The organism is Bordetella genomosp. 13 (assembly GCF_002119665.1).
Classification (GTDB): domain Bacteria; phylum Pseudomonadota; class Gammaproteobacteria; order Burkholderiales; family Burkholderiaceae_B; genus Bordetella.
In genome coordinates this window covers 3,379,726-3,401,597 of sequence record NZ_CP021111.1, presented here as the reverse complement: position 1 = coordinate 3,401,597, position 21,872 = coordinate 3,379,726, and the positions used below count along the sequence as shown (strand labels likewise).

At 67.3% G+C, this 21,872-nt stretch carries 22 protein-coding genes; 15 read left to right on the top strand and 7 right to left on the bottom strand.

Annotation, left to right across the window (positions count from 1 at the left end; all coding sequences use genetic code 11):
• The first annotated feature begins 13 nt into the window (after nucleotides 1-13).
• From phnX to CAL15_RS15265, 3 genes are all read left to right on the top strand, one after another.
• A complete protein-coding gene (phnX, locus tag CAL15_RS15275; protein WP_086079386.1) occupies nucleotides 14-844 on the top strand; it encodes a phosphonoacetaldehyde hydrolase in 831 nt (276 codons plus the stop codon).
• A gap of 61 nt (nucleotides 845-905) precedes the next feature.
• A complete protein-coding gene (locus CAL15_RS15270) occupies nucleotides 906-1,928 on the top strand; it encodes a putative 2-aminoethylphosphonate ABC transporter substrate-binding protein (protein ID WP_086079385.1) in 1,023 nt (340 codons plus the stop codon).
• Nucleotides 1,925-3,052: a TIGR03364 family FAD-dependent oxidoreductase gene (locus CAL15_RS15265; protein ID WP_086079384.1), complete on the top strand. Its 1,128-nt coding sequence runs from the start codon at nucleotides 1,925-1,927 to the stop codon at nucleotides 3,050-3,052. Before CAL15_RS15270 ends, CAL15_RS15265 begins: the two co-directional genes overlap by 4 nt.
• Nucleotides 3,053-3,539: 487 nt before the next feature.
• On the opposite strand, the gene CAL15_RS15260 is transcribed toward CAL15_RS15265, so the two are convergent.
• From CAL15_RS15260 to CAL15_RS15250, 3 genes are all read right to left on the bottom strand, one after another.
• Nucleotides 3,540-4,691 (bottom strand): aromatic ring-hydroxylating oxygenase subunit alpha, encoded by a 1,152-nt coding sequence (locus CAL15_RS15260; RefSeq protein ID WP_086079383.1) that lies wholly within the window; start codon nucleotides 4,689-4,691, stop codon nucleotides 3,540-3,542.
• A 321-nt stretch (nucleotides 4,692-5,012) separates the two neighbouring features.
• Nucleotides 5,013-6,023, bottom strand: a complete 1,011-nt coding sequence (locus CAL15_RS15255) for an acyltransferase (protein ID WP_086081114.1) — start codon at nucleotides 6,021-6,023, stop codon at nucleotides 5,013-5,015.
• A gap of 158 nt (nucleotides 6,024-6,181) precedes the next feature.
• Entirely contained in the window at nucleotides 6,182-7,153 is a 972-nt protein-coding gene (locus CAL15_RS15250) for a Bug family tripartite tricarboxylate transporter substrate binding protein (RefSeq protein ID WP_086079382.1), read from the bottom strand.
• A gap of 103 nt (nucleotides 7,154-7,256) precedes the next feature.
• Here CAL15_RS15250 and CAL15_RS15245 point away from each other — a divergent pair, with 103 nt between their 5' ends.
• The 10 genes from CAL15_RS15245 to CAL15_RS15200 all read left to right on the top strand — a co-directional run bounded on the left by CAL15_RS15245 (nucleotide 7,257) and on the right by CAL15_RS15200 (nucleotide 15,600).
• The gene (locus CAL15_RS15245; protein ID WP_198299061.1) at nucleotides 7,257-8,087 is read left to right on the top strand and encodes an IclR family transcriptional regulator; all 831 of its coding nucleotides are present in this window, start codon (nucleotides 7,257-7,259) and stop codon (nucleotides 8,085-8,087) included.
• 89 nt (nucleotides 8,088-8,176) lie between these two features.
• Complete coding sequence (locus tag CAL15_RS15240) at nucleotides 8,177-8,446, top strand: exodeoxyribonuclease VII small subunit (protein WP_086079380.1); 270 nt, start codon at nucleotides 8,177-8,179, stop codon at nucleotides 8,444-8,446.
• A 4-nt stretch (nucleotides 8,447-8,450) separates the two neighbouring features.
• Entirely contained in the window at nucleotides 8,451-9,362 is a 912-nt protein-coding gene (locus CAL15_RS15235; protein ID WP_086079379.1) for a polyprenyl synthetase family protein, read from the top strand.
• Between the two features lie 56 nt (nucleotides 9,363-9,418).
• Nucleotides 9,419-11,281 carry a 1-deoxy-D-xylulose-5-phosphate synthase gene (gene dxs, locus CAL15_RS15230; RefSeq protein WP_086079378.1) on the top strand — a complete coding sequence of 621 codons (1,863 nt, stop codon included), beginning with the start codon at nucleotides 9,419-9,421 and terminating at the stop codon, nucleotides 11,279-11,281.
• Between the two features lie 159 nt (nucleotides 11,282-11,440).
• The gene (folE2, locus tag CAL15_RS15225) at nucleotides 11,441-12,238 is read left to right on the top strand and encodes a GTP cyclohydrolase FolE2 (RefSeq protein WP_086079377.1); all 798 of its coding nucleotides are present in this window, start codon (nucleotides 11,441-11,443) and stop codon (nucleotides 12,236-12,238) included.
• 187 nt (nucleotides 12,239-12,425) lie between these two features.
• Nucleotides 12,426-12,806 carry a 30S ribosomal protein S6 gene (gene rpsF, locus CAL15_RS15220; RefSeq protein WP_086079376.1) on the top strand — a complete coding sequence of 127 codons (381 nt, stop codon included), beginning with the start codon at nucleotides 12,426-12,428 and terminating at the stop codon, nucleotides 12,804-12,806.
• 44 nt (nucleotides 12,807-12,850) lie between these two features.
• Nucleotides 12,851-13,174: a primosomal replication protein N gene (gene priB / locus CAL15_RS15215; RefSeq protein WP_086079375.1), complete on the top strand. Its 324-nt coding sequence runs from the start codon at nucleotides 12,851-12,853 to the stop codon at nucleotides 13,172-13,174.
• Between the two features lie 77 nt (nucleotides 13,175-13,251).
• Nucleotides 13,252-13,524, top strand: a complete 273-nt coding sequence (gene rpsR, locus CAL15_RS15210; protein ID WP_086079374.1) for a 30S ribosomal protein S18 — start codon at nucleotides 13,252-13,254, stop codon at nucleotides 13,522-13,524.
• 14 nt (nucleotides 13,525-13,538) lie between these two features.
• Entirely contained in the window at nucleotides 13,539-13,994 is a 456-nt protein-coding gene (rplI, locus tag CAL15_RS15205; RefSeq protein WP_086079373.1) for a 50S ribosomal protein L9, read from the top strand.
• A 232-nt stretch (nucleotides 13,995-14,226) separates the two neighbouring features.
• Entirely contained in the window at nucleotides 14,227-15,600 is a 1,374-nt protein-coding gene (locus CAL15_RS15200; RefSeq protein ID WP_086079372.1) for a replicative DNA helicase, read from the top strand.
• A gap of 32 nt (nucleotides 15,601-15,632) precedes the next feature.
• Here the strand turns inward: CAL15_RS15200 and CAL15_RS15195 are convergent, their stop codons facing one another.
• Nucleotides 15,633-16,610 (bottom strand): bile acid:sodium symporter family protein, encoded by a 978-nt coding sequence (locus tag CAL15_RS15195; protein ID WP_086079371.1) that lies wholly within the window; start codon nucleotides 16,608-16,610, stop codon nucleotides 15,633-15,635.
• A gap of 86 nt (nucleotides 16,611-16,696) precedes the next feature.
• Nucleotides 16,697-17,368: a GntR family transcriptional regulator gene (locus CAL15_RS15190; protein WP_086079370.1), complete on the bottom strand. Its 672-nt coding sequence runs from the start codon at nucleotides 17,366-17,368 to the stop codon at nucleotides 16,697-16,699.
• Nucleotides 17,369-17,610: 242 nt separating this feature from the next.
• Here CAL15_RS15190 and CAL15_RS15185 point away from each other — a divergent pair, with 242 nt between their 5' ends.
• Together CAL15_RS15185 and CAL15_RS15180 are read left to right on the top strand one after the other, a co-directional pair.
• Nucleotides 17,611-18,423: a Bug family tripartite tricarboxylate transporter substrate binding protein gene (locus CAL15_RS15185; RefSeq protein WP_232467982.1), complete on the top strand. Its 813-nt coding sequence runs from the start codon at nucleotides 17,611-17,613 to the stop codon at nucleotides 18,421-18,423.
• Nucleotides 18,424-18,447: 24 nt separating this feature from the next.
• Complete coding sequence (locus CAL15_RS15180) at nucleotides 18,448-19,116, top strand: RraA family protein (protein WP_086079368.1); 669 nt, start codon at nucleotides 18,448-18,450, stop codon at nucleotides 19,114-19,116.
• Between the two features lie 24 nt (nucleotides 19,117-19,140).
• Here CAL15_RS15180 and pdxA read toward each other — a convergent pair whose 3' ends face one another.
• Nucleotides 19,141-20,127 carry a 4-hydroxythreonine-4-phosphate dehydrogenase PdxA gene (gene pdxA / locus CAL15_RS15175; protein ID WP_086079367.1) on the bottom strand — a complete coding sequence of 329 codons (987 nt, stop codon included), beginning with the start codon at nucleotides 20,125-20,127 and terminating at the stop codon, nucleotides 19,141-19,143.
• A gap of 4 nt (nucleotides 20,128-20,131) precedes the next feature.
• Nucleotides 20,132-21,817 carry a PhoH family protein gene (locus CAL15_RS15170; protein ID WP_086079366.1) on the bottom strand — a complete coding sequence of 562 codons (1,686 nt, stop codon included), beginning with the start codon at nucleotides 21,815-21,817 and terminating at the stop codon, nucleotides 20,132-20,134.
• Nucleotides 21,818-21,872 lie beyond the last annotated feature (55 nt).

Below are 21,872 nucleotides of genomic sequence, written 5' to 3'. Positions count from 1 at the left end.
CTGGACCTCAGCAATGACGACTAAGCATTTACCTGTCCGCCTCGAGGCGGTGATCTTCGACTGGGCCGGCACGCTGGTGGATTTCGGCTCGTTCGCGCCTACGCGCGTCTTCGTCGATGCCTTCTCCGAATTCGGCATGACGGTGTCGCTGCAGCAGGCGCGCGGCCCCATGGGCATGGGCAAGTGGGACCACATCCGCACGCTGTGCAACGACGCGGGCATCGCGGCGCAGTACCGCGAGCGCTTCGGCCGCACGCCCACCGACGAGGACGTCACCGCCATCTACGAACGCTTCCTGCCGATGCAGATAGAGAAAGTGGCGCGTTATTCCGCGCCCATTCCGGGCGCGGCCGACGTGCTGCGGACGCTGCGCGGGCAGGGCTTGAAGCTGGGCTCGTGCTCGGGCTATCCCGCCAGCGTGATGCGTCACGTGCGCGAGCGCGCCGAGCCCGAGGGCATCCGCCTGGACTGCGTGGTCGCCAGCGACGAGGTGCCGCGCGCGCGGCCCGCGCCGGCCATGGCGCTGCACAACGTGGTGGCGCTCGGGCTGGCCGACGTGGCCGGCTGCGTCAAGGTCGACGACACCACGCCCGGCATCGAGGAAGGCCGCCGCGCCGGCATGTGGACCGTGGGACTGCTGCTGTCGGGCAACGCGGCCGGCCTGTCGCTCGAGGCATTCCTGGCGCTGGACGAAGCCGGCCGCGAGGCGGCGCGGCAGCGCGCCCGCGTGGAGCTGGCCGCGGCCGGGCCCCATTACCTGATCGACACCATCGCGGACCTGCCCGCCGTGCTGGCGCAGATCGACGCCCGCCTGCAGGCCGGCGAGCGTCCGCAGCAGTCCTGATTTCTTGCTTTGCGTCATGCCGTTACCCGCCACACCAGAACAATCCATCCCAGGAGTCTCTATGAAGCGATACGCCCTTACTCTCGTCGCGCTGGCCTTGGCCGGCGCCGCCGGTGCCGCGGCCGCGGACACCACGCTGACCGTCTACACCGCACTGGAAGCGGACCAGATCAAGGCCTACCAGGCCGCCTTCGAGAAAGCCAACCCCGACATCAAGATCCAGTGGGTGCGCGACTCTACCGGCATCGTCACGGCCAAGCTGCTGGCCGAGAAGAACAATCCCAAGGCCGACGTGATCTGGGGCCTGGCCGGCACCTCGCTCGGCTTGATGGCCAAGGAAGGCATGCTCGAGCCCTACGCACCCAAGGGCCTGGACCAGATCGACCCCAAGATGCGCGATTCGGCGCAGACGCCCAGCTGGGTCGGCATGGACGCCTTCGCCGCCGCGGTATGCGTGAACACCATCGAGGCAAAGAAGCAGAACCTGCCCATCCCCAGCTCGTGGCAGGACCTGACCAAGCCGGTGTACGCGGGCAAGATCGTCATGCCCAACCCGGCATCGTCGGGCACCGGATTCCTCGACGTCAGCGCCTGGCTGCAGATCTTCGGCGAAGAAAAGGGCTGGGCCTTCATGGACGCCCTGCACAAGAACATCGGCAGCTACACGCACTCGGGCTCCAAGCCGTGCAACATGGCGGCCGCCGGCGAGTTCCCCATCGGCGTGTCGTTCGACTATCGCGCCGCCAAGCTGAAGGCCGACGGCGCGCCCATCGAGCCCGTGTTCCCGGCCGAGGGCCTGGGCTGGGAGGTCGAGGCCACGGCCATCGTCAAGGGCACGAAGCACCTGGACGCGGCCAGGAAACTGGCCGACTTCTCCGCCAGCCGCGAGGCCAACGAGCTGTACAAGACCAACTTCGCCGTGCTGGCCATCCCGTCGGTGGCGACGTCCAACCCCAATCTGCCGGCCGACCTGGGCAAGCGCATGATCGAGAACGACTTCGTGTGGGCAGCGACGAACCGCGACAAGATCCTGGCCGAGTGGACCAGGCGCTACGACGGCAAGTCCGAGCCGAAGAAGAAATGAAGACGTATGACGTTGTCGTGGTCGGCGCCGGCATGCTCGGCGTCGCCCACGCCTGGGCCGCGGCGCGCCGCGGGCTGTCGGTGGCGGTGGTCGAGCGCAGCCGCAGCGCGCATGGCGCCACCGTGCGCAACTTCGGCCAGGTGCTGGTGACCGGGCAGGCGCCCGGCCTGATGGCCCGGCATGCGCGCCAGGCGCGCGAACTGTGGCTGCAATTGGCCGCCAAGGCCGGCTTCCACGTGCGCGCCAATGGCTGCCTGGTGTTGGCGCGCACCGCCGAAGAAGAGGACGTGCTGCAGGAGTTCGCGGACACGCGCATGCACGCGGAGGGCTATCGCGCCGAGATGCTGTCGGGCCGCGAACTGGGCAGGCTGTACGAAGGACGGCTGGACCATCACCGTTCGGCGCTGCGCGGCCTGGACGACCTGCAGATCTACTCGCGCGAGGCGCTGCCGGCGATCACGTCGTATCTGGCCGAAGGCCTGGGCGTGCAGTTCTTCAATGCCACGCTGGCGCGCTGCGCGACCGCAGGCGAGATACACACCTCGGCGGGCGAGCTGCGCGCGCGCCATGTCTTCGTGTGTCCCGGCCATGATTACCTGACGCTGTATCCCGACCTGTTCGCGCCGCTGAAGCTGGAGGTGTCGCGCCTGCAGATGCTGCGCGCCCGTTTCGAGACGCACGCGTTCGACCTGGACCGTCCGTTGCTGACGGGGCTGTCCTGCGTGCACTACGGTGCGTTCTCGGACCTGCCGTCGGCGCAGGTACTGCGCCGTACGCTGGAACGCCGGCATCCCATGCTGCTGGAGAACGGCATCCACCTGCTGATCAGCCCCACGCCGCACGGCGACCTGATCATCGGCGATTCGCACGCCTATGGCGAGGACGCGCCGCCCTTCAACGACGAGGCGGTCGACGATGCCTTGCTCGACTTGGCCGCGCAGACGCTGGCCTGCCGGTTGCGCGTCGTCGAACGCTGGCAGGGCGTGTACGGAGCCCATGGCCCGGCGCCATTCTCGGTGCTGCAAGCGGATCCGCAGACCACGGTCGCAGTGATGCACTCGGGGGTGGGGATGACCGTCGGGTTGGCGATAGGCGAGAATGCGGTGGCTGCCGTGTTCGGGTAAGGTAATGGGCGCTGGCGACGTATCACGTATGTGATTCTGGCCTATGCGTTTTGCTGGGGCGTTATGTTTGGGTTCTTTAGCCGCCGCCGCATGTCCTGCCGGGCCGCGCCGGCCAAGTCGTCGGGCTCGGGCGCGCCATCAGGCGCCCTACGGGCGACTGCCCCTCCTCCAATTGGCCGTCACGGCCCGGCAGGACATGCGGCGGCTGCAAGATCTCAAGCCTCCACGCCATTGGACGAGACCGTAAAAACCGCTCATGCGAAGCACAGCAGCGCAGTGAACTTGCGGACTCGCGCATGCCGCTGCAGTGAGTCCTGGTGGGCTATCGGCGCCCGTGCCGGCCAATTGGAGGGAGGGCAGCCCCCGTAGGGGGCCGAGGGCGCCTGATGGCGCGCCCGAGCCGACCGACTTGGCCGGCGCGGGCGCCGATAGCCCACCAGGACGCCCTACAACGACACGATCCGCACCAAGAACACCCCCGTCGCCATCACGACGAAGGCTCGTCCATCACCCTCCGGTACCACTCGTGGAAGTGTTGCATGCCGTCTTCCATGGGCGACTGGTAGGGGCCGGATTCGGTGGTGCCGCGTTCCATCAGCGCGCGGCGGCCGGCGTCCATGCGTTCGGCGATCTCGTCGTCCTCGATCGCCGTTTCCATGTAGGCCGCGCGTTGCGCCTCGACGAATTCGCGCTCGAAGGCGACGATTTCCTCGGGGTAGTAGAACTCGACCACGTTCACCGTTTCCTGTGGGCTCTTGGGATAGAGCGTCGACAGCACCAGCACGTGCGGATACAGCTCGATCATGTGGGTGGGAAAGTACGTGACCCACACGGCGCCGAAGTCCGGCGCCTTGCCGGCGCGGAAGTCCAGCAGGCGGTCGTGCCATTGGCGGTAGACGTCAGAGCCCGGCTGCGCCAGGGCCTGGTGCACGCCCACCCGCTGCATGCTGTACTGCTCGCCGAATTCCCAGCTGAGGTCGTCGCACGTGACGAAGCGGCCCAGGCCGGGATGGAACGGTCCCACGTGATAGTCCTCGAGGTAGACCTCGATGAACGTCTTCCAGTTGTAGTTGCACTGGTGGATCTCGACGTGATCCAGCACGTAGTCGCCGAAGTCGAACTCGGGACGAGCGAACAGCGGCGCCATGTCGGCGGCCGGATCGCGCGGGCCCTCGAACAGCAGGCCGTGGCAGTCGCGCAGGCGGAAGCGCTGCAGATTCATGCAGGGCGTGGCTTCGAACTGGGGCGCGCCCAGCAGTTCGCCGCGATTGTTGTAGGTCCAGCGGTGCAGCGGGCAGACGATGTTGCCGCCGGTGGCCTTCAAGGTGCCGTGCGTGTTGACGTTGCCGCTGACGTTGCCCGCGGCGCCGCCCAGCATCAGCGCCTGGCGATGGCGGCAGACATTTGAGATGAGTTCGACGCCGTGCTGGTTGCGAACCAGTGCGCGCCCTCCGTTCTCTTGGACCAACGTACGCCAGTCGCCCACTTCGGGCACGAGTTTCTCGTGGCCGACGTACAAGGCAGACTGCTTGAAAATGCGCTCTTGCTCGCGCGCAAAGCGGGCTTCGTCAAAATAGGCATTGACAGGAAGCTGGGTGCGAGCTGGCACGACGTGTGCCATCCGACCAATGTCGGTCATGATTCCCTCCGCACGGATCAAAATGCCAGGTCGGGGGCGCGGCGCGAATAATCTACAGCCACCCGCGTATGCGAGCTTGCTGCAATAGCGAGTGGTCGTGAAACGAGGCTATGGAAGGACTATCGATGCGAGCGGGGTGGATCTTGCTGCCCCAGTCGCGCTTGCCCGCCTATCCATTCGCCAACTTAGCCGCTAGCCGTGCTGCCTGCCTGGCGCGAAGAAAAATCGGACTGGCCGATACCAAACGTTAGATTGTACCCCATCCAAAAATAGGGTGCCCGCGGATCGGGGAAGAGGGCAGAGGCTAAGCTTCGGCATGGTTCACACCAACGCACGAGTGGCCGGCGTCCGGCGCAGCAGCCAGCTCATCAGCGCCGATATCGCAAACACGGCGGCGGCAATGAGGGGCAGCTGCCAGGCCTGCGCCGCGCCGGCCGTATACAGCCCGGCACGTTGCGCGAGGTCGAGGAATACCGGATGGATCAGGTACACGCCGAAGGTCAATGGGGCCAGCCGCGGCAGGGCCGGAATGCCGGGCGAGTCGACGATCCACTGAAACGTCGCCAGCGACATCAACGGCACGGTGAGACTGAAGTAATCGTAGAAGTACAGGTTCAGCGCTTCGCCGCTGGACAAGCCATACACGCCGGCCGCCGTCGCCGCCATGCTGCCCAGCGCCAGCAGACCAGGGCGGGGCAGCCGCAGTTCGCCGTCGAAGATCATCCGGCCCGCGACGAAGTAGCCCAGATACGGCAGGCACCACGTCAGGAAGAAGCCGCTGCTGATGTCCAACGCCTGGCGATACAGCGCGTCCAGCACGGCCACCCCCAGTACGCCCACCACCCACAGCTGGCGTCCCTCGGGGCTGGTGCGCGCATACAGGATGCGCACGAGCGGGGCGAAGAGGTACAGCCCCACGATCATGTACAGGTACCACAGGTGATAGTAGGGGGCGCCTTCCGCCACCTTGCGCGGCCAGTACGAGACGTCCAGCGTGCCGTCGGTCCACCAGTCCAGCGCCGTGCGCCATGCCAGGTAGAACACAGTCCAGAATGCCAGCGGCGCGCAGATGCGGGCTACTCGCCGGCCGTAGAAATCCCGGATGCCTTGTTCGCGTGCCGGATCCAGCAGCAGGGCGCCGCTGACCATCACGAATACGGGCACGCACCAGCGTACGGCCGAGTCGTACAGGTTGGCCGCCAGCCACGCATCGCTGCCATAGGATGCCGCGTCGGATACGGTTTGCGCCGCGCTGTGCAGCAGCACCACGGCCAGCGCTGCCAGCCAGCGGGCAGCGTCCAGTCGGGTGTAGCGATCGGTGGTGTCGGGCATGGTGTTCATGGTGGCGCGGCCTGGCGTCGGCCCGCGTTTCGTCCATGATCACCTTAGCAGCGGCCGCCGTGTAGCCGCTGTTTCGAGCTGTTAGCCGCCGGGGCGCGCGCCGCGGCGGGCGCGCGTCCGTCCCAGGGCGCGCGCTTGCGCACGTCTTGTTACTGCACCTGCACGTTGGCCTGCTTGATCAGCTGGCCCACGATCGGTTGCTCGCTCTTCATCTGTGCGACCAGTTCCTCGGCCGTGCCGCTGCGCGGGTTGATGCCCATGTCGAGCATCTTCTTGCGCACGCCCTCGTCCTTCAGCGTGGTCTGCAGGGCCTGCTGGAGACGCGCCACCACGTCGGCGGGCGTGCCCTTGGGGGCCACGAAGCTGAACCAGGCCGTCATGTCGAACTTCGGATAGCCCTCTTCGGCCAGCGTGGGCAGGTTGGGCAGCGTGGGCAGACGCGTCGGGCTGGAAATGCCGAACACATTGACCTTGCCCGCGTCGGCCTGCGGCATGCCGGTGGCGACCATGTCGAAGAAAATATCCACGTCGCCGCTGATCAGGGCCGGGAGGGCCTGGGTGGCGCCCTTGAAGGGCACGTGCAGGATGTCCACGCCGGCCTGCGACTTGAACAGTTCGCCGGCCAGGTGCGACGAGGTGCCCGAGCCGAAAGTGGCGAACGTCAGCTTGCCGGGATGCTGCTTCGCGTAGGCGACCAGTTCCTTGGTGTTCTTGAAGGGCGCCTTGGGGCTGGACAGCAGCACCAGCGGGCCGATGCCGACCATGCCGATGGGAGCGAAGCCATCGGGGTCGTACGGCAGTTCCTTGTACAGGAAGCGGTTGGTGACCAGCGTGGAGTTGGTCGCCATGAGGATCGTGTAGCCGTCCGCCGCGGCGCGCGACACGTAGGCGGCGCCGATGTTGGTGCCCGCGCCGGCCTTGTTCTCGACGATCATCGACTGGTTCAGTTCCTTGGCCATGCGTTCGGCCAGCACGCGCGTCAGCGCGTCGGTGGCACCGCCGGCGGGAAACGGCGAGACCACGGTGATCGGGCGTTCAGGATAGCCCGCGGCCAGGGCAGCGGTGGCGCTGGCGGCGGACAGCAGGGTGGCGGCCAGAAGTTTGATTCCGTAGCGAAGCATGATTTTTCCCTTGTGTTGCGTGTGTAGCGGACTGACGTTAAATTCCATAGCGTGGAATTCAATTTTGTTATTCGAAACAGACTATAAAAAGCTTGCGAAGGTGATGCAACCCTTTTCTGAAAGCGACGAGGATTCGCCACAGTCCACCGGACCGGCGCGCCGCAAGCGGGCCGCACCCGACAGCGACGCACCCGGCCGGCCCGATTTCGTCACGGCCCTGGCGCGCGGGCTGGCGGTCCTGCGCTGTTTCCAGCCTGGCGTGCGCACGCTGGGCAACCAGGAATTGGCGCGCCTGACGGAGCTGCCCAAGGCCACGGTCAGCCGGCTCACCTTCACGCTGACGGAACTGGGCTATCTGCGCTATCACGCCGACACGGGCAGGTATTCGCCGGGTTACGGCGTGCTGGCGCTGGGCTTCGGCCTGCTGGCCGGCCTGGAGGTCCGCGAGCTGGCCCGCAACGCCATGCAGCAACTGGCACGAAAAACGGGCGGGGCGGTCGCGCTGGGCGCGTTGGACGGCGATGCCATGGTCTACCTCGAGGCCGTGCACGGCTCCTCCGCGCTGTACCTGCGCCTGCCAGTGGGGTACCGGGCCAGCCTGGGCACGGCGATGGGCCGCGCCCACCTGGCCGGCCTGCCGCGCGCGCAGCGAGACGCCTTGCTGGCCGGGCTGGGGCAGGCCGCGCCGCCGGCCGCCGCGGTGGCGCGCGCCGTCGACGAGCTGGCCAACGAAGGCTGTTGCTATGCGGTCGGTGAATGGCAGCCCGGCATCAATGCAGTGGCCGTGCCGTTCACCGCCATCACCGGAGAAGGCCGTTTCGTGCTCAGTTGCGGCGGTCCGGACACGCTGCTGCCCGAGGCTGAACTTCGAGGGCGTATCGCCGGCATGCTGCGCCGTACGGCCGCGCAACTGTCCGGGCCTGGCGGCGCCTGAATCGCGCGGGGCGGGCGGCGGCGGCCGTCGCCCGCTATCCCGTACAATCCCGGATTACCCTCCCGACTTTTCGCGCCCCGGAGATCCGTTTGGCCTCGACGAAGCAAGCCGATCCGCAGAACCCCGACGACCGGCCCCTGCCGCAGGACTTCGAAACGGCACTGGCCGAGCTGGAAGCCCTGGTGGCCGCCATGGAAGACGGCGCCCTGCCGCTCGAGCAATCGCTGGCGGCGTACCGCCGCGGCGTCGAACTCTCGCGCGTCTGCCAAGAACGCCTGGCGCAGGCCGAGCAGCAGGTCAAGGTTCTCGAAGGCGACCTGCTGCGGCCGCTCGATCCGGCCGCGCTCGACGACGAATGAACGGATGAAGCAGAATCACCTCGCCTTCGCGGACTGGCTGCAGGATTGCGCCACGCATGTCGAGCAAGTGCTCGACGAACTGTTGCCCGCGGCCGACACCGCGCCCGCGCGCCTGCACGAGGCCATGCGCTACGCGGTCCTGGGCGGCGGCAAGCGCGTGCGCGCCGCCCTGGTGTATGCCGCCGGCCAGGCGTGTCCGATCAGCGGCAGCACGCTGGCGGTCGATGCCTCTTTGGACCGCGCCGCTGCCGCGGTCGAACTGATACACGCGTATTCGCTGGTGCATGACGACCTGCCTTGCATGGACGACGATACGCTGCGCCGCGGCCGTCCCACCGCCCATGTACGGTTCGACGAGGCGACCGCCATGCTGGCGGGCGACGCCATGCAGCCTCTGGCCTTCGAACTGCTGGCAGAGATGCCCATCGCGCCGGCGCTGGCGCTGCAGGCCAGCCGCGTGCTGGCCCGCGCGGCGGGCAGCCTGGGCATGGCGGGCGGGCAGGCCATCGACCTGGACAGCGTGGGGCGCTCGCTGACGCGCGACGAACTGCAGACCATGCACAGCATGAAGACGGGCGCCATGCTGGCGGCCAGCGTCTCGCTGGGCGGCATCGTGGCCGGCGCCAGCTCCAGCGTGCGCCAATCGCTCGACACCTATGCGCAGGCCATCGGCCTGGCGTTCCAGGTGGTCGACGACATCCTCGACGTCACGGCCGACAGCGCCAGCCTGGGCAAGACCCCCGGCAAGGACGCCGCCGACAACAAGCCCACCTATGTTTCCCTGCTCGGCCTGGATGCCGCGCGCGACTTCGCCCGCGAACTGGGCGCCGCCGCGCACCAGGCGCTCGAGCCGCTGGGCGAGGGCGGGGCGCGGCTGGCCCAACTGGCCGACTTCATCGTACTCAGAGACCGTTGACAACCTCGCGCGGCGGCCACGCGCCGCGCGCCCCGGATATCCCGATACGCACCGGTATGACCACAGAAATTTTGGACCGCATCGCTTCCCCTGCAGATCTCCGGCGCATGGATCGCCGCGAGCTCAAGCGCCTGGCCGACGAACTGCGCGGCTTCGTGCTCGAATCGGTCTCGCGCACGGGCGGCCATCTGTCCTCGAACCTGGGCACGGTCGAACTGACGCTGGCGCTGCACTACGTCTTCGACACGCCGCACGACCGCATCGTCTGGGACGTCGGCCACCAATCGTATCCGCACAAGATCCTGACCGGCCGGCGCGAAGGCATGGCGCACCTGCGGCAGCAGGGCGGCATCTCGGGCTTTCCCAAGCGCAGCGAGTCGGAATACGACGCCTTCGGCACCGCGCACTCGTCCACCTCCATCTCGGCGGCGCTGGGCATGGCGGTGGCCTCGCGCAACGCCGGCATTCCGCGCCAGCACATCGCCGTCATCGGTGACGGCGCCATGTCGGCGGGCATGGCCTTCGAGGCCATGAACAACGCGGGCGTCACCCCGGACGTGAACCTGCTGGTGGTGCTCAACGACAACGACATGTCGATCTCGCCGCCGGTGGGAGCGCTCAATCGCTACCTCGCGCGCCTGATGTCGGGCCGCTTCTACGCCACCGCGCGCAACGTGGGCAAGGCCGTGCTGCAGCACGTGCCGCCCATGCTCGAACTGGCGCGCCGCTTCGAAGAACACGCCAAGGGCATGGTCACGCCGGCCACGCTGTTCGAAGAACTGGGCTTCAACTACGTGGGCCCGATCGACGGCCACGATCTCGACGCCCTGGTGCCCACGCTGCAGAACCTGCGCGCGCTGCAGGGCCTGCAGTTCCTGCACGTGGTCACGCGCAAGGGGCAGGGCTACAAGCTGGCCGAGGCGGACCCCGTGCTGTATCACGGTCCGGGCAAGTTCGATCCCGCGGTCGGCATCCAGAAGGCCAAGACGCCCGCCAAGAAAACCTACACGCAGGTGTTCGGCCAGTGGCTGTGCGACATGGCGCAGCAGGACGAGCGCCTGGTCGGCATCACGCCGGCCATGCGCGAGGGCAGCGGCCTGGTCGAGTTCGAGCAGCGTTTCCCGCAGCGCTATTTCGACGTGGGCATCGCCGAACAGCACGCGGTCACGTTCGCTGCCGGCCTGGCCTGCGAAGGCCAGAAACCGGTGGTCGCCATCTATTCCACCTTCCTGCAGCGCGGCTACGACCAGCTCATCCACGACGTGGCGCTGCAGAACCTGGACGTGACCTTCGCGCTGGACCGCGCCGGCCTGGTGGGCGCCGACGGCGCGACCCACGCCGGCAACTACGACATCGCCTATCTGCGCTGCGTGCCCAACATGGTGGTGGCCACGCCCTCCGACGAAAGCGAGTGCCGCCAGCTGCTTACCACCTGTTATCTCCATCCCGGCCCGGCCTCCGTGCGCTATCCGCGCGGCGCGGGCATCGGCGCCGAGGTCGGCGCGTCGCTCGAAGCGCTCCCGCTGGGCAAGGGCGTGGTGCGCCGCGAGGGTCGCCGCATCGCCATCCTGGGCTTCGGCACGCTGGTGCATGCCGCCCTGCAGGCTGCCGAGAAACTGGATGCCACGGTGGCCGACATGCGCTTCGTCAAGCCCATCGACCGCGACCTGCTGCTCGACCTAGCCTCGCGCCACGAGGCGCTGGTCACGGTGGAAGAGGCCGCGATCATGGGCGGCGCCGGCAGCGCCGTCACCGAGGCGCTGAACGAGGCCGGCATCAGCCTGCCCGTACTGCAGCTCGGCCTGCCCGACGTGTTCATCGATCACGGCGACCAGGCGGCCCTGCTGGCCGGCATCGGTCTGGACGCGGCCGGCATCGAGGCGTCGATCCGGGCCCGCTTCGGCGAGCCGGCGGCCTGAGGCACGCGGCGGCCCGCGCGCAATGGAACAGTCCGTTGCGGCCGCACCACCTACGCGCAAAAGGGTTTTCCCGGGCCCGGGCAATGATTTCGGCGATAATGGCCCTCCAGTTTTGTTTCCGGAGCGCGTGCGTTCGCACGTCCTGACTAGGTAAGCGACATGAATTCCCCGATCGATCCCGCCATTGTGATGCCCGATGTGCAGAGTTCCGCGGACACGCGGCACATCCCCATCCAGCGCGTCGGCATCCGCGGCGTGCGCCACCCCATGCTCGTGCAGGCCGCCGACGGCGCCGCGCAGCCCACGGTGGCCAACTGGACGCTGACCGTGGCGCTGCCGCCGGAAGAGAAGGGCACGCACATGTCGCGCTTCGTCGCGCTGCTCGAGAAATACCGCGCCATCCCCATGACGCCGGCGCTGTTCGCCGATATGGCGCGCGAGATGCTGCCGCTGCTGCACGCCGAGCGCGGCGACATCACGGCGTCGTTCCCGTACTTCATCAACAAATCCGCGCCGGTGTCGGGCGTGCAAAGCCTGCTCGACTACGAAGTCCAGTGGATCGCACGGGCATCGGGCCAGGACGTCGAGTTCGAGCTCGTGGTCCAGGTGCCCGTCACCAGCCTGTGCCCCTGTTCCAAGGCCATCTCCGAATACGGCGCGCACAACCAGCGCTCGCACGTCACGGTGTCGGCCATCCTGGCGGGCGAGATCGTCATGGACCAGGTCATCCGCCTGGTCGAGGACGAGGCGTCGTGCGAGTTGTGGGGCCTGCTCAAGCGCCCCGACGAGAAGTACGTCACCGAGCGCGCCTACGACAATCCCAAGTTCGTCGAAGACCTGGTCCGCGACGTGGCCGCGCGCCTGCACGCGCATCCGGGCATCGTGCGCTTCCGCGTCGAGGCCGAGAACTTCGAGTCCATCCATAACCACTCGGCCTACGCCGTGGTCGAGGGCTGATCGGGCGGGGCGCCGATCCGCAACACCCGCCGCTTGCGAACCGCGGGTAAATCAGCAATAATCGCAGGCTTTCTTGCTCGACCGCCAGAATTCTTTGGCGGCGGGCTGCTGGAAAGGCGAACCCAAGGGTGGGTAGAAACCACGCAAGGGCATAGCCGTTTCAGGCATCCTCAAGGAGTTTTACCCTATGCGCCACTACGAAGTAGTGTTTATCGTCCATCCCGACCAGAGCGAGCAGGTGCCCGCCATGGTCGAGCGCTACCAGTCGCTCGTCACGGGCCAGGGCGGTGCCGTGCACCGTCTGGAAGACTGGGGCCGTCGTCAACTGGCCTACCCGATCCAGAAGCTGGTCAAGGCCCACTACGTCTGCATGAACATCGAGTGCGGCCAGGCTACCCTGGACGAGCTCGAGCACTCGTTCCGCTACAACGACGCCGTGCTGCGCCACCTGGTCATCAAGACCAAGAAGGCCCCCGCCGCCGCCTCGATCATGATGAAGTCGGTCGAGCGTGAAGAGGCCCGCAAGGCTTCGGCGGAATCGGCGCCCGCGGCTCAGGCCGCCGAGTAAGCAGGAACGACGGGCCGGACCGTCGGCCGGTTGTGGAACGCAGCATGAATACCGTGGAGCTGGACGCGCGCGTCATCGAACGCGAGCCTCTGCGCCATACGCCAGGCGGACTGCCGGCGATCGAAATGCTGTTGTCCCATGAATCGGACGTCGTCGAGGCAGGACATCCGCGCCGAGTCTCGCTCACCATTGCCGCGGTGGCATTGGGCGACCTGGCGATGCTGCTGGCCGATATCCCGCTGGGCACCGACCTGCGCATACAGGGTTTTTTGGCCCCCGTACGCAAGGATTCGGTAAAGCTCAGGCTGCATATGCAGCGGGCGGGCAGGATCGGCGGCAGCGCCGGAGGCGACCCTCCGGTGGCGTGACGGCGGTTCGGACAAATACAGATCAGGGCAGGCGAGACGGTTGAACGGCTCGCCCGGCCAAGCAAACAAAGGCATACATCATGGCTTTCGGAAAACGCAAGGAAAAACGTAAATTCACGCAGCAGAACCCGCTCTTCAAGCGCCGCAAGTTCTGCCGCTTCACCGCCGCCGGCGTTGAAGAGATCGACTACAAGGATCTCGACACCCTGCGCGATTTCGTGCAGGAAAACGGCAAGATCATTCCGGCCCGCCTGACGGGCACCCGGGCAATCTACCAGCGCCAACTGGATACGGCCGTCAAGCGCGCCCGCTTCCTGGCCCTGCTGCCCTACACCGACAACCACAAGTAATCGGGGGCACTGACATGCAAGTAATCCTGCTCGAAAAAGTCGTCAACCTCGGCAACCTGGGCGAAGTCGTCCGCGTTCGCGATGGCTACGCTCGCAACTTCCTGATCCCGCAGAAGATGGCGCGCCGCGCCACCGACGCCGCCCTGAAGGAGTTCGAGGCCCGTCGCGCCGAACTGGAAAAGGTCCAGGCCGAGAAGCTGGCCGCCGCCCAGGCCCTGGGCGAGCGCGTCAACGGTTACCAGCTGAAGATTTCGCAGAAGGCCGGTGTCGACGGCCGCCTGTTCGGCTCGGTCACCAATGCCGACGTGGCCGACGCGCTGCGCAAGGCTGGTTTCGAAGGCATCGAAAAGGCGCAGGTGCGCCTGCCCAACGGCCACCTGAAGGCCGTCGGCGAATACCCGCTGCAAGTCGCCCTGCACCCCGACGTGATGGTCGACGTCACGGTTCAGGTCGAAGGCGAAATGGCCTGAGGCCTTTCGTACCGTACCGCTGCGTGGCGGCGCTGGCAGACAGCTCCGCCACCGACTACAAGCCGGCCCATGCCGGCTTTTTTCATCTGTTCCATCGTCAAGCCTCGATGGCGCCCGTATCGCGGAGGAGCGGCGCGCAAGGCGCGGCCAGCGGCCCGCCGCCTCGGTCGCGGATCCGGATCGGGTATCCATGGCATGCCCCGGCGGATACCCTGAGGTTACTATTGCATCCATGAATACTCCTGCCGATTCCCAGCTCGAATACCTGCGTGTCCCACCCCATTCCGTCGAGGCCGAGCAGTCCGTGCTGGGCGGGCTGCTGTTGGACAACGCCGCCTGGGACCGTATCGCCGACGTGCTGGTCGAGGACGATTTCTACCGGCACGACCATCGCCTCATCTGGCAGCACATTGCCCGCCTGATCGGACTGGCGCGTCCCGCCGACGTGATCACGGTGCACGAGTCGCTGCACAGCGCGGGCAAGTCGGAAGAGATCGGCGGGCTGGCCTACATCAACGCGCTGGCGCACAACACGCCTTCGGCGGCCAACATCCGCCGCTACGCCGAAATCGTCCGCGAGCGGGCCATGCTGCGCAAGCTGGTGTCGATCGCCGACGAGATCTCGTCGGCGGCCCTCAATCCGCAGGGCAAGGAAGCCCGCCAACTGCTGGACGAGGCCGAGTCCAAGGTGTTCAAGATCTCGCAAGAGGGCGAACGCGGCTCCGCCGGCTTCCAGGAAATCCAGCCCCTGCTCAGCCAGGTGGTCGAGCGCATCGACGAGCTGTACCACCGCGACAGCGATTCCGACGTCACGGGCGTGCCCACCGGCTTCGACGACCTGGACAAGATGACCTCGGGCCTGCAGCCGGGCGACCTCGTCATCGTGGCGGGACGTCCGTCCATGGGCAAGACCTCGTTCTCGATGAACATCGGTGAACACGTCGCCATCGAGCAGGGCCTGCCCGTCGCGGTGTTCTCCATGGAAATGGGCGCCGTGCAGCTGGCCATGCGTATGCTGGGCTCGGTGGGCATGCTGGACCAGCATCGCATGCGTACCGGCAAGCTGCTGGCCGAGGATTGGCCGCGCGTCACGCATGCCGTGCAGCTGATGCAGGACTCGCAGGTCTACATCGACGAGACGCCCGCGCTCAGTCCCATGGAAGTGCGCGCCCGCGCGCGCCGGCTGGCGCGCCAGTGCGGCCAGCTGGGCCTGATCATCATCGACTACCTGCAGCTGATGTCGGGCAACGGCGGAGGCGAGAACCGCGCCACCGAAATCTCGGAAATCAGCCGTTCGCTGAAGGGCCTGGCCAAAGAGTTGAACTGCCCGCTGATCGCGCTGTCGCAGCTCAACCGAAGCCTCGAACAGCGTCCCAACAAGCGTCCCGTGATGAGCGACCTGCGCGAATCCGGCGCCATCGAACAGGACGCGGACCTGATCCTGTTCATTTACCGGGACGAGGTCTACAACCCCGACTCGCCCGACAAGGGTACGGCCGAGATCATCATCGGCAAGCAGCGTAACGGCCCCATCGGCACCGTGCGGCTCACCTTCCAGGGCATGAGCACGCGCTTCCTGAATTTCGCGGCGGCGCCGCAGTACTGAGGCCGCGGTGCCAAAGCCGCGGCACCGAGTTCTTACTCGGCGGTTTCAGGGCGGCGCGCATAGCGTGCCGCCAGCACGGCGCACACCATCAGCTGGATCTGGTGGAACAGCATCAGCGGCAGCACGATGGCGCCCACGGCCTGTCCGGCGAAGATGACCTGCGCCATGGGCACGCCGGTGGCAAGGCTTTTCTTCGAGCCGCAGAACAGCAGCGTGATGCGGTCGGGCAGGCTGAAGCCGAACAGTTTGCCCAGCAGCTGCGAGCCCAGCAGCGCCAAGGCCAGGATCACCGCGCAGCATGCCACCAGGCCCAGCAGCGCGGGCAGCGGGGTGTTCTGCCACAGGCCTTCGTTCACGGCTTCCGAGAACGCGGTGTAGACCACCAGCAGGATCGACCCCTGGTCGACCCATTTCAACAGCGCCTTGCGCTTGTGCACCCAGGCGCCGATCCAGCGCCGCGCCAGTTGCCCCAGCACGAAGGGCAGCAGCAGCTGCAGCATGATCTTGATCACGGCGTCGAACGAGATGGGGGCGCTGGCCGCGCTGGCCACCACGGTGCCCACCAGCAGCGGCGTGACGAAGATGCCGAGCAGGCTGGAGGCCGACGCGCTGCATACCGCGGCCGGCACGTTGCCGCGCGCCATCGACGTGAACGCGATGGCGGATTGCACGGTGGCGGGCAGGCAGCACAGGAACAGGATGCCCACGTACAGCTGCGGCGTCACCAGCGGCTCGAGCACCGGCTTGAGCAGCACGCCCAGGATGGGGAACATCAGGAACGTGGCCGAGAAGATGGTGGCGTGCAGGCGCCAGTGCGTGATGCCGGCCACGATAGCGTCGCGCGACAGCCGGGCGCCGTGCAGGAAGAACAGCAGCGCGACCGCCAGGTTGGTGATCCAGCCGAACGCGACAATGCCTTGCCCGTGCGCGGGGACGAGGCTGGCGATGATGACGGTGGCGATGAGGAGGAGGGTGAAGCGGTCCGGCAGAAAGCGGGCAAGGCGTGACATGATGACTGGGGCGGGCTGAGTGCGGCGCCTATTGTAGTACCGCGGCCAGCGCCGCCCTGATGGGCCGCGATCGCGCGTCGCGGCGTTCAGCGGCTTGCAAGCACCAGGTCGGCGTAGGCCTTGCCCTTGCCGATGATGTGGTCGCGCATCGCGTCGCCGGCGGTTGGCGCATCGCCGTCACAGATCGCCTGCACGACCAGGTCGTGCTCCGCGTGCGAAGTCTGCAGGCGGCCGGGGCGGTCGAACACATTGCGTCGGAAGGCCGCCAGGCGGCGCCGCGCGTTGGTGATCTGTTCGAGGATGACGGCGTTGCCGCCGCCATGGTGGATCGCGGCGTGGAGCTGCAGGTTGGCGGTTTCGTACGAGCCGCGATCACCGCGCCGGGCCAGTTCGGCGCACTGCGCATGCAGTGCCCGCAACTGGTCGCGCTGGTCCGAGGCCATGCGGCTGGCGGCCAGCCGCGCCGCCAGGCCTTCCATCTCGCCCAGGCACTCCAGCAACGCGATCAACTCGTCGGCCGCCGGCCGGTGCACGTAGGTGCCCGAGCGCGGCACGATCTTGACCAGCTTCTGTGCCGCCAGCATCAGCAGCGCCTCGCGCACCGGCGTGCGGGACACGCCATAGCTGCGTGCCAGGGCCTTCTCGTCCAGCGGCGAGCCAGGCAGCAGTCGGCCCTGCTCGATCTCCCGTTCGATCAGCACGCGGATGCGTTCCGGCGTATTGACTTGCGGGCTTTGCGCGGCGGCGGCATGGGTCACGGGGTATTCGCGAGCTTGTGTAATTACGGAGGGCGTGTAAATTTTTTACGAAATTCTACAGTTCCCTCAACGGTACCACAGGAGACACCATGCGCCCTTACGCGCGCTTTGCCGCAGCCTTGCTTGGTCTTGTCGTTTCTGCCCCCGTGCTGTCGCAGTTTCCGGAACGGCCCATCGTCGTGACGGTGCCCGTGCCCCCGGCAGGCATTATTGACCAGGTCACCCGCATAATTACACCGGCCATGTCCAAGAGCCTGGGGCAGACCATCGTTGTCGAGAATCGGCCCGGCGCCAGCGGCAACATCGCGGCCAACAACGTCGCACGCGCGAACCCCGATGGCTACACGTTGCTGTCCGGCTACTCGATGTTCCACGTCGGCAATCCGGTGATGTTCAAGAACCTGGACTGGGACCCCGTGCGTGACTTCGCGCCGGTGGCCATGCTGGTAGTGTCGCCTCATGTGGTCGCGGTGCATCCGTCGGTGCCCGTGAAGACACTGAAGGAATACGTCGAGTACGCGCGCGCCAATCCAGGCAAGCTGAACTACGCCACGTCGGGCAACGGGTCGGTTCCGCACGTGGGCATGGAGCTTTTCAAACAGACCAACAAGATCCAGGTGGTGCACGTGCCCTACAAGGGCGCGGGCCCGGCGGTGCAGGACGTGCTGGCGGGCAATGTCGAGAGCATCGTTGCGACGCTGCCGTCGGTGGCCAGCTTCGTCAATGCCGGCAAGCTGAAAGCCCTGGCGGTGGCCAGCAAGACGCGTTCCCCCTTGCTGCCTGACGTGCCGACCGCCGCCGAGGCCGGCTTCCCGGGCTTCGAGCTCGAGGCCTGGGTGGCATTGTTCGCGCCCGCCAAGACGCCTCAACCCGCGATCGACAAGCTGTCGTCCGCGGTGCGCGACGCGCTGAAGGATCCTTCCGTGGTGCGCTCGCTGGACGCGGCCGGCGCGCAACCCAGTTACCTGTCGCCGGCCGACCTGGCCAAGCAGGTGGACGCGGACATCGCGCATTGGCAGCCGGTCATCCGAAACGCCAACATCAAGGTCGATTGACCACCCATCACGGAGCCTTCAGCCATGACCACCCAAGATCGCAACGTCGCCCGCGCCGCCGAACTCGACTGCGCCGCGCTGAGCGACGCGCTCGACCGCCTATGCATCGCCGGGCAGTGCTACAAGATCAAGCCCTGCGATCCGTCCTTCCGCATGACGGGCCGCGCGTACACGGTGCAGTACGAGCCGGCCACGAGCTCCGAGGGGCACGTCGGGGAGTACATCGACGACGTCGAGCCCGGCAGCGTCATCGTCATCGACAACCGCGGCCGCGACGACGTCGGCACCTGGGGCAACATCCTTACCGAAATGGCGCATCGGCGCGGAATGGCCGGCACGCTGATCGACGGCAATTGCCGCGACGTGGCGCTGTCGCGCGGCATCGGCTATCCGATTTTCAGCCGCGACTGGTGGATGCGCACGGGCAAGGGCCGTATCCAGCTCAAGGCGCTGCAGGTACCCGTGACCATCGGCGGCGTGGTGGTCAGCCCTGGCGACATCGTGCGCGGCGACGCGGACGGCGTGGTGGTGCTGCCGCGCAGCCGCGAGACCGAGCTGCTCGACATCGCCGAGGACATCTCGCGCAAAGAGGCGGCGATCCGCGACGCCATCCGTGCCGGATCGCGACTGGACGAGGCCCGCAGCAAGCACCAGTATCACGCGCTGCAAAGCCCCGACTACAAGGAAAAGTAGGCTGCCGCCCAGGCGCCGCGCGGTTCAGCCCTGCGGCGTCATCGCCAGCGCCAGGTCGAACGCGGCCACCAGCGACGCGTGGTCCGCCACGCCTTTCCAGGCAATGTCGAACGCCGTGCCATGGTCCACGCTGGTACGTACGAAGGGCAGGCCCACGGTGACGTTGACGCCGTGGTCCACGCCCAGGTACTTCACCGGAATCAGGCCCTGGTCGTGGTATTGCGCCACCACGATGTCGAACTCGCCGCGGCGCGCACGCATGAAGATGGTGTCGCCCGGCCAGGGGCCGGACACGTCCAGTCCCTCGGCGCGGGCCTGTTCGATCGCGGGTGCGATCACGTCCAGGTCTTCGCGCCCGAACTTGCCGTCTTCGCCGGCGTGCGGGTTCAGGCCCGCCACCGCGATGCGCGGCCGCACGATGCCCATCTGGCGGCACGCCCGGTCCGCCAGCCGGATGGCGCGCACCTCGGCCGCCTGCGTGATGCGCGCCGGAACTTCCGACAGCGCCACGTGGATGGTGACCAGCAGCACGCGCAGCTCGTCGTTGGCCAGCATCATGGCGTAGTCGGCGGTGCCCGACTTCTCGGCCAATATCTCGGTATGGCCCGGCTGGTCGATGCCCGCCAGGTGCATGGAGTGCTTGTTCAGCGGCGCGGTGACGATGGCGCGCAGCGCGTCCGACCGGGCATCGTCTATGGCGGCGCACAGATAGCCATAGGCCGCGGCGCCTGCGGCGGCGTTGACCTTGCCCGCGGGCAGGTCGACGGGCAGGGCGGGGGCGCAGGCCACGACCTCGATACGGCCCGCCGTACCGCGCGCCTGCCGCACCGAGGCGATCTCGGCCACTTCGACGCGCGCGCCGAGCAGTTCGGCGGCGCGCCGCAGCGTGCCGGCATCGCCGTAGACCACCGCCGGCGCCCGCAGCCCCTGGGCGCAGGCCTTGACGATGATCTCGGGGCCGATGCCAGCGGCATCGCCCATGGTGATGCCGACGGGCGCGCTGTGTGCCATGGCGCTACAGCACGTCGCCCGCGTAGTCGGCCAGGCGCGAGCGCTCGCCGCGTTGCAGCGTGATGTGACCCGAATGCGGCCAGCCCTTGAACCGGTCGACCACGAAGGTGAGGCCGGAACTGCCCTCGGTGAGGTAGGGTGTGTCGATCTGCGCCACGTTGCCCAGGCAGACCACCTTGGTGCCCGGACCCGCGCGCGTGACCAGGGTCTTCATCTGCTTGGGCGTGAGGTTCTGCGCCTCGTCGATGATGAGGTACTTGTTCAGGAAGGTGCGCCCGCGCATGAAGTTCAGCGACTTCACCTTGATGCGCGAGCGGATCAGGTCCATGGTGGCCGCGCGGCCCCAGTCGCCGCCGCCTTCGCCGTCGCCCATGTTCAGCACGTCGAGGTTGTCCTCGAGCGCGCCCATCCAGGGCAGCATCTTTTCTTCCTCGGTGCCGGGCAGGAAGCCGATGTCTTCACCGACCGGCACCGTGACGCGCGTCATGATGATCTCGGTATAGCGCTTGGTTTCCAGCACCTGCGTGATGCCGGCGGCCAGCGCCAGCAGCGTCTTGCCGGTGCCGGCCTGGCCCAGCAGCGAAACGAAGTCGCACTCGGGATTCATCAGCAGGTTCAGCGCGAAATTCTGCTCGCGGTTGCGGGCGGTGATTCCCCACACATTGTTCTTGCCGTGCGTGTAGTCGCGCAGCGTGGCCAGCACGGCGGTCTTGCCGCTGACTTCGCGCACCTGCGCATACAGCGGCATCTGGCCTTCGAAGTACACGAACTGGTTGACCACGAATTGCGCGCACAGCGGGCCGCGGATGCGGTAGAACGTGGTGCCGCCCTGCTGCCAGGATTCCACGTCCTTGCCGTGGCGGTTCCAGAAGTCCTCGGGCAGCTGCATCACGCCCGTGTACATCAGGTCGCTGTCTTCCAGGACGTGGTCGTTGTAGTAGTCCTCGGCCAGCATGCCCAGCGCGCGCGCCTTCAGGCGCATGTTGATGTCCTTGGACACCAGCACGACTTCGCGCTGCGGATACTTTTCTTGCAGGGCGCGCACCACGCCCAGGATCTGGTTGTCGGCCTTGCCCATGGGCAGGTCGGACGGCAGCGTGCTGTGGATGGCCGTCGTCTGGAACATCAGCCGGCCGGTCGCGTCCTTGTTGCCCAGCGCGCTGAGCGCCAGGCCCTCGTCCAGGTCGGCCGCGTCCTGCACCAGCGAATCCAGCGAGCGGCTGACCTGGCGCGCATTGCGCGCCACTTCTGACATGCCCTTCTTCTGGTGATCGAGCTCTTCCAGCGTCATCATGGGCAGGAAGATGTCGTGTTCTTCGAAGCGGAACAGCGAGGACGGATCGTGCAGCAGCACGTTGGTGTCCAGCACGAACAGCTTGCGAGAGGCCGTCTGGGCGCCTGCCTTGGACTTGCGCGACGCGCCCGTCGCGGCTGCCTTGCCGGCGCGCGGCGCACCCTCGGCGCGAGGTTGGGCAGCCGGCTTGGCGGCGGGCAGCGGGGTTGGCGCCACGGACACTTCGTCGTCCACGGGCGCGCGCAGCGGCGTCAGGCCGGACAGCTCGGGCTGGACGGAAGACAGGTCGGCGGGCGGCGTCGCGGGCTTCTCGACCCGCGCCGGCGTTCGGGCGGCTTCACCCTTGGGAAAGGTCAGGATGGCTGCGGGGCGGGTGGGCAACTTCGGAAGCGGCATACGCGTCACTCTCCTGTGTGGGCCGTGAGGCCCGGGCGGCTACGAGACCTTGATA

Coding starts and splice junctions, on each gene's coding strand:
- phnX (WP_086079386.1), top strand. CDS start 14: ATGACGACTAAGCATTTACCTGTCCGCCTCGAGGCGGTGATCTTCGAC.
- CAL15_RS15270 (WP_086079385.1), top strand. CDS start 906: ATGAAGCGATACGCCCTTACTCTCGTCGCGCTGGCCTTGGCCGGCGCC.
- CAL15_RS15265 (WP_086079384.1), top strand. CDS start 1,925: ATGAAGACGTATGACGTTGTCGTGGTCGGCGCCGGCATGCTCGGCGTC.
- CAL15_RS15260 (WP_086079383.1), bottom strand. CDS start 4,691: ATGACCGACATTGGTCGGATGGCACACGTCGTGCCAGCTCGCACCCAG.
- CAL15_RS15255 (WP_086081114.1), bottom strand. CDS start 6,023: ATGCCCGACACCACCGATCGCTACACCCGACTGGACGCTGCCCGCTGG.
- CAL15_RS15250 (WP_086079382.1), bottom strand. CDS start 7,153: ATGCTTCGCTACGGAATCAAACTTCTGGCCGCCACCCTGCTGTCCGCC.
- CAL15_RS15245 (WP_198299061.1), top strand. CDS start 7,257: ATGCAACCCTTTTCTGAAAGCGACGAGGATTCGCCACAGTCCACCGGA.
- CAL15_RS15235 (WP_086079379.1), top strand. CDS start 8,451: ATGAAGCAGAATCACCTCGCCTTCGCGGACTGGCTGCAGGATTGCGCC.
- dxs (WP_086079378.1), top strand. CDS start 9,419: ATGACCACAGAAATTTTGGACCGCATCGCTTCCCCTGCAGATCTCCGG.
- folE2 (WP_086079377.1), top strand. CDS start 11,441: ATGAATTCCCCGATCGATCCCGCCATTGTGATGCCCGATGTGCAGAGT.
- rpsF (WP_086079376.1), top strand. CDS start 12,426: ATGCGCCACTACGAAGTAGTGTTTATCGTCCATCCCGACCAGAGCGAG.
- priB (WP_086079375.1), top strand. CDS start 12,851: ATGAATACCGTGGAGCTGGACGCGCGCGTCATCGAACGCGAGCCTCTG.
- rplI (WP_086079373.1), top strand. CDS start 13,539: ATGCAAGTAATCCTGCTCGAAAAAGTCGTCAACCTCGGCAACCTGGGC.
- CAL15_RS15200 (WP_086079372.1), top strand. CDS start 14,227: ATGAATACTCCTGCCGATTCCCAGCTCGAATACCTGCGTGTCCCACCC.
- CAL15_RS15195 (WP_086079371.1), bottom strand. CDS start 16,610: ATGTCACGCCTTGCCCGCTTTCTGCCGGACCGCTTCACCCTCCTCCTC.
- CAL15_RS15185 (WP_232467982.1), top strand. CDS start 17,611: ATGTCCAAGAGCCTGGGGCAGACCATCGTTGTCGAGAATCGGCCCGGC.
- CAL15_RS15180 (WP_086079368.1), top strand. CDS start 18,448: ATGACCACCCAAGATCGCAACGTCGCCCGCGCCGCCGAACTCGACTGC.
- pdxA (WP_086079367.1), bottom strand. CDS start 20,127: ATGGCACACAGCGCGCCCGTCGGCATCACCATGGGCGATGCCGCTGGC.
- CAL15_RS15170 (WP_086079366.1), bottom strand. CDS start 21,817: ATGCCGCTTCCGAAGTTGCCCACCCGCCCCGCAGCCATCCTGACCTTT.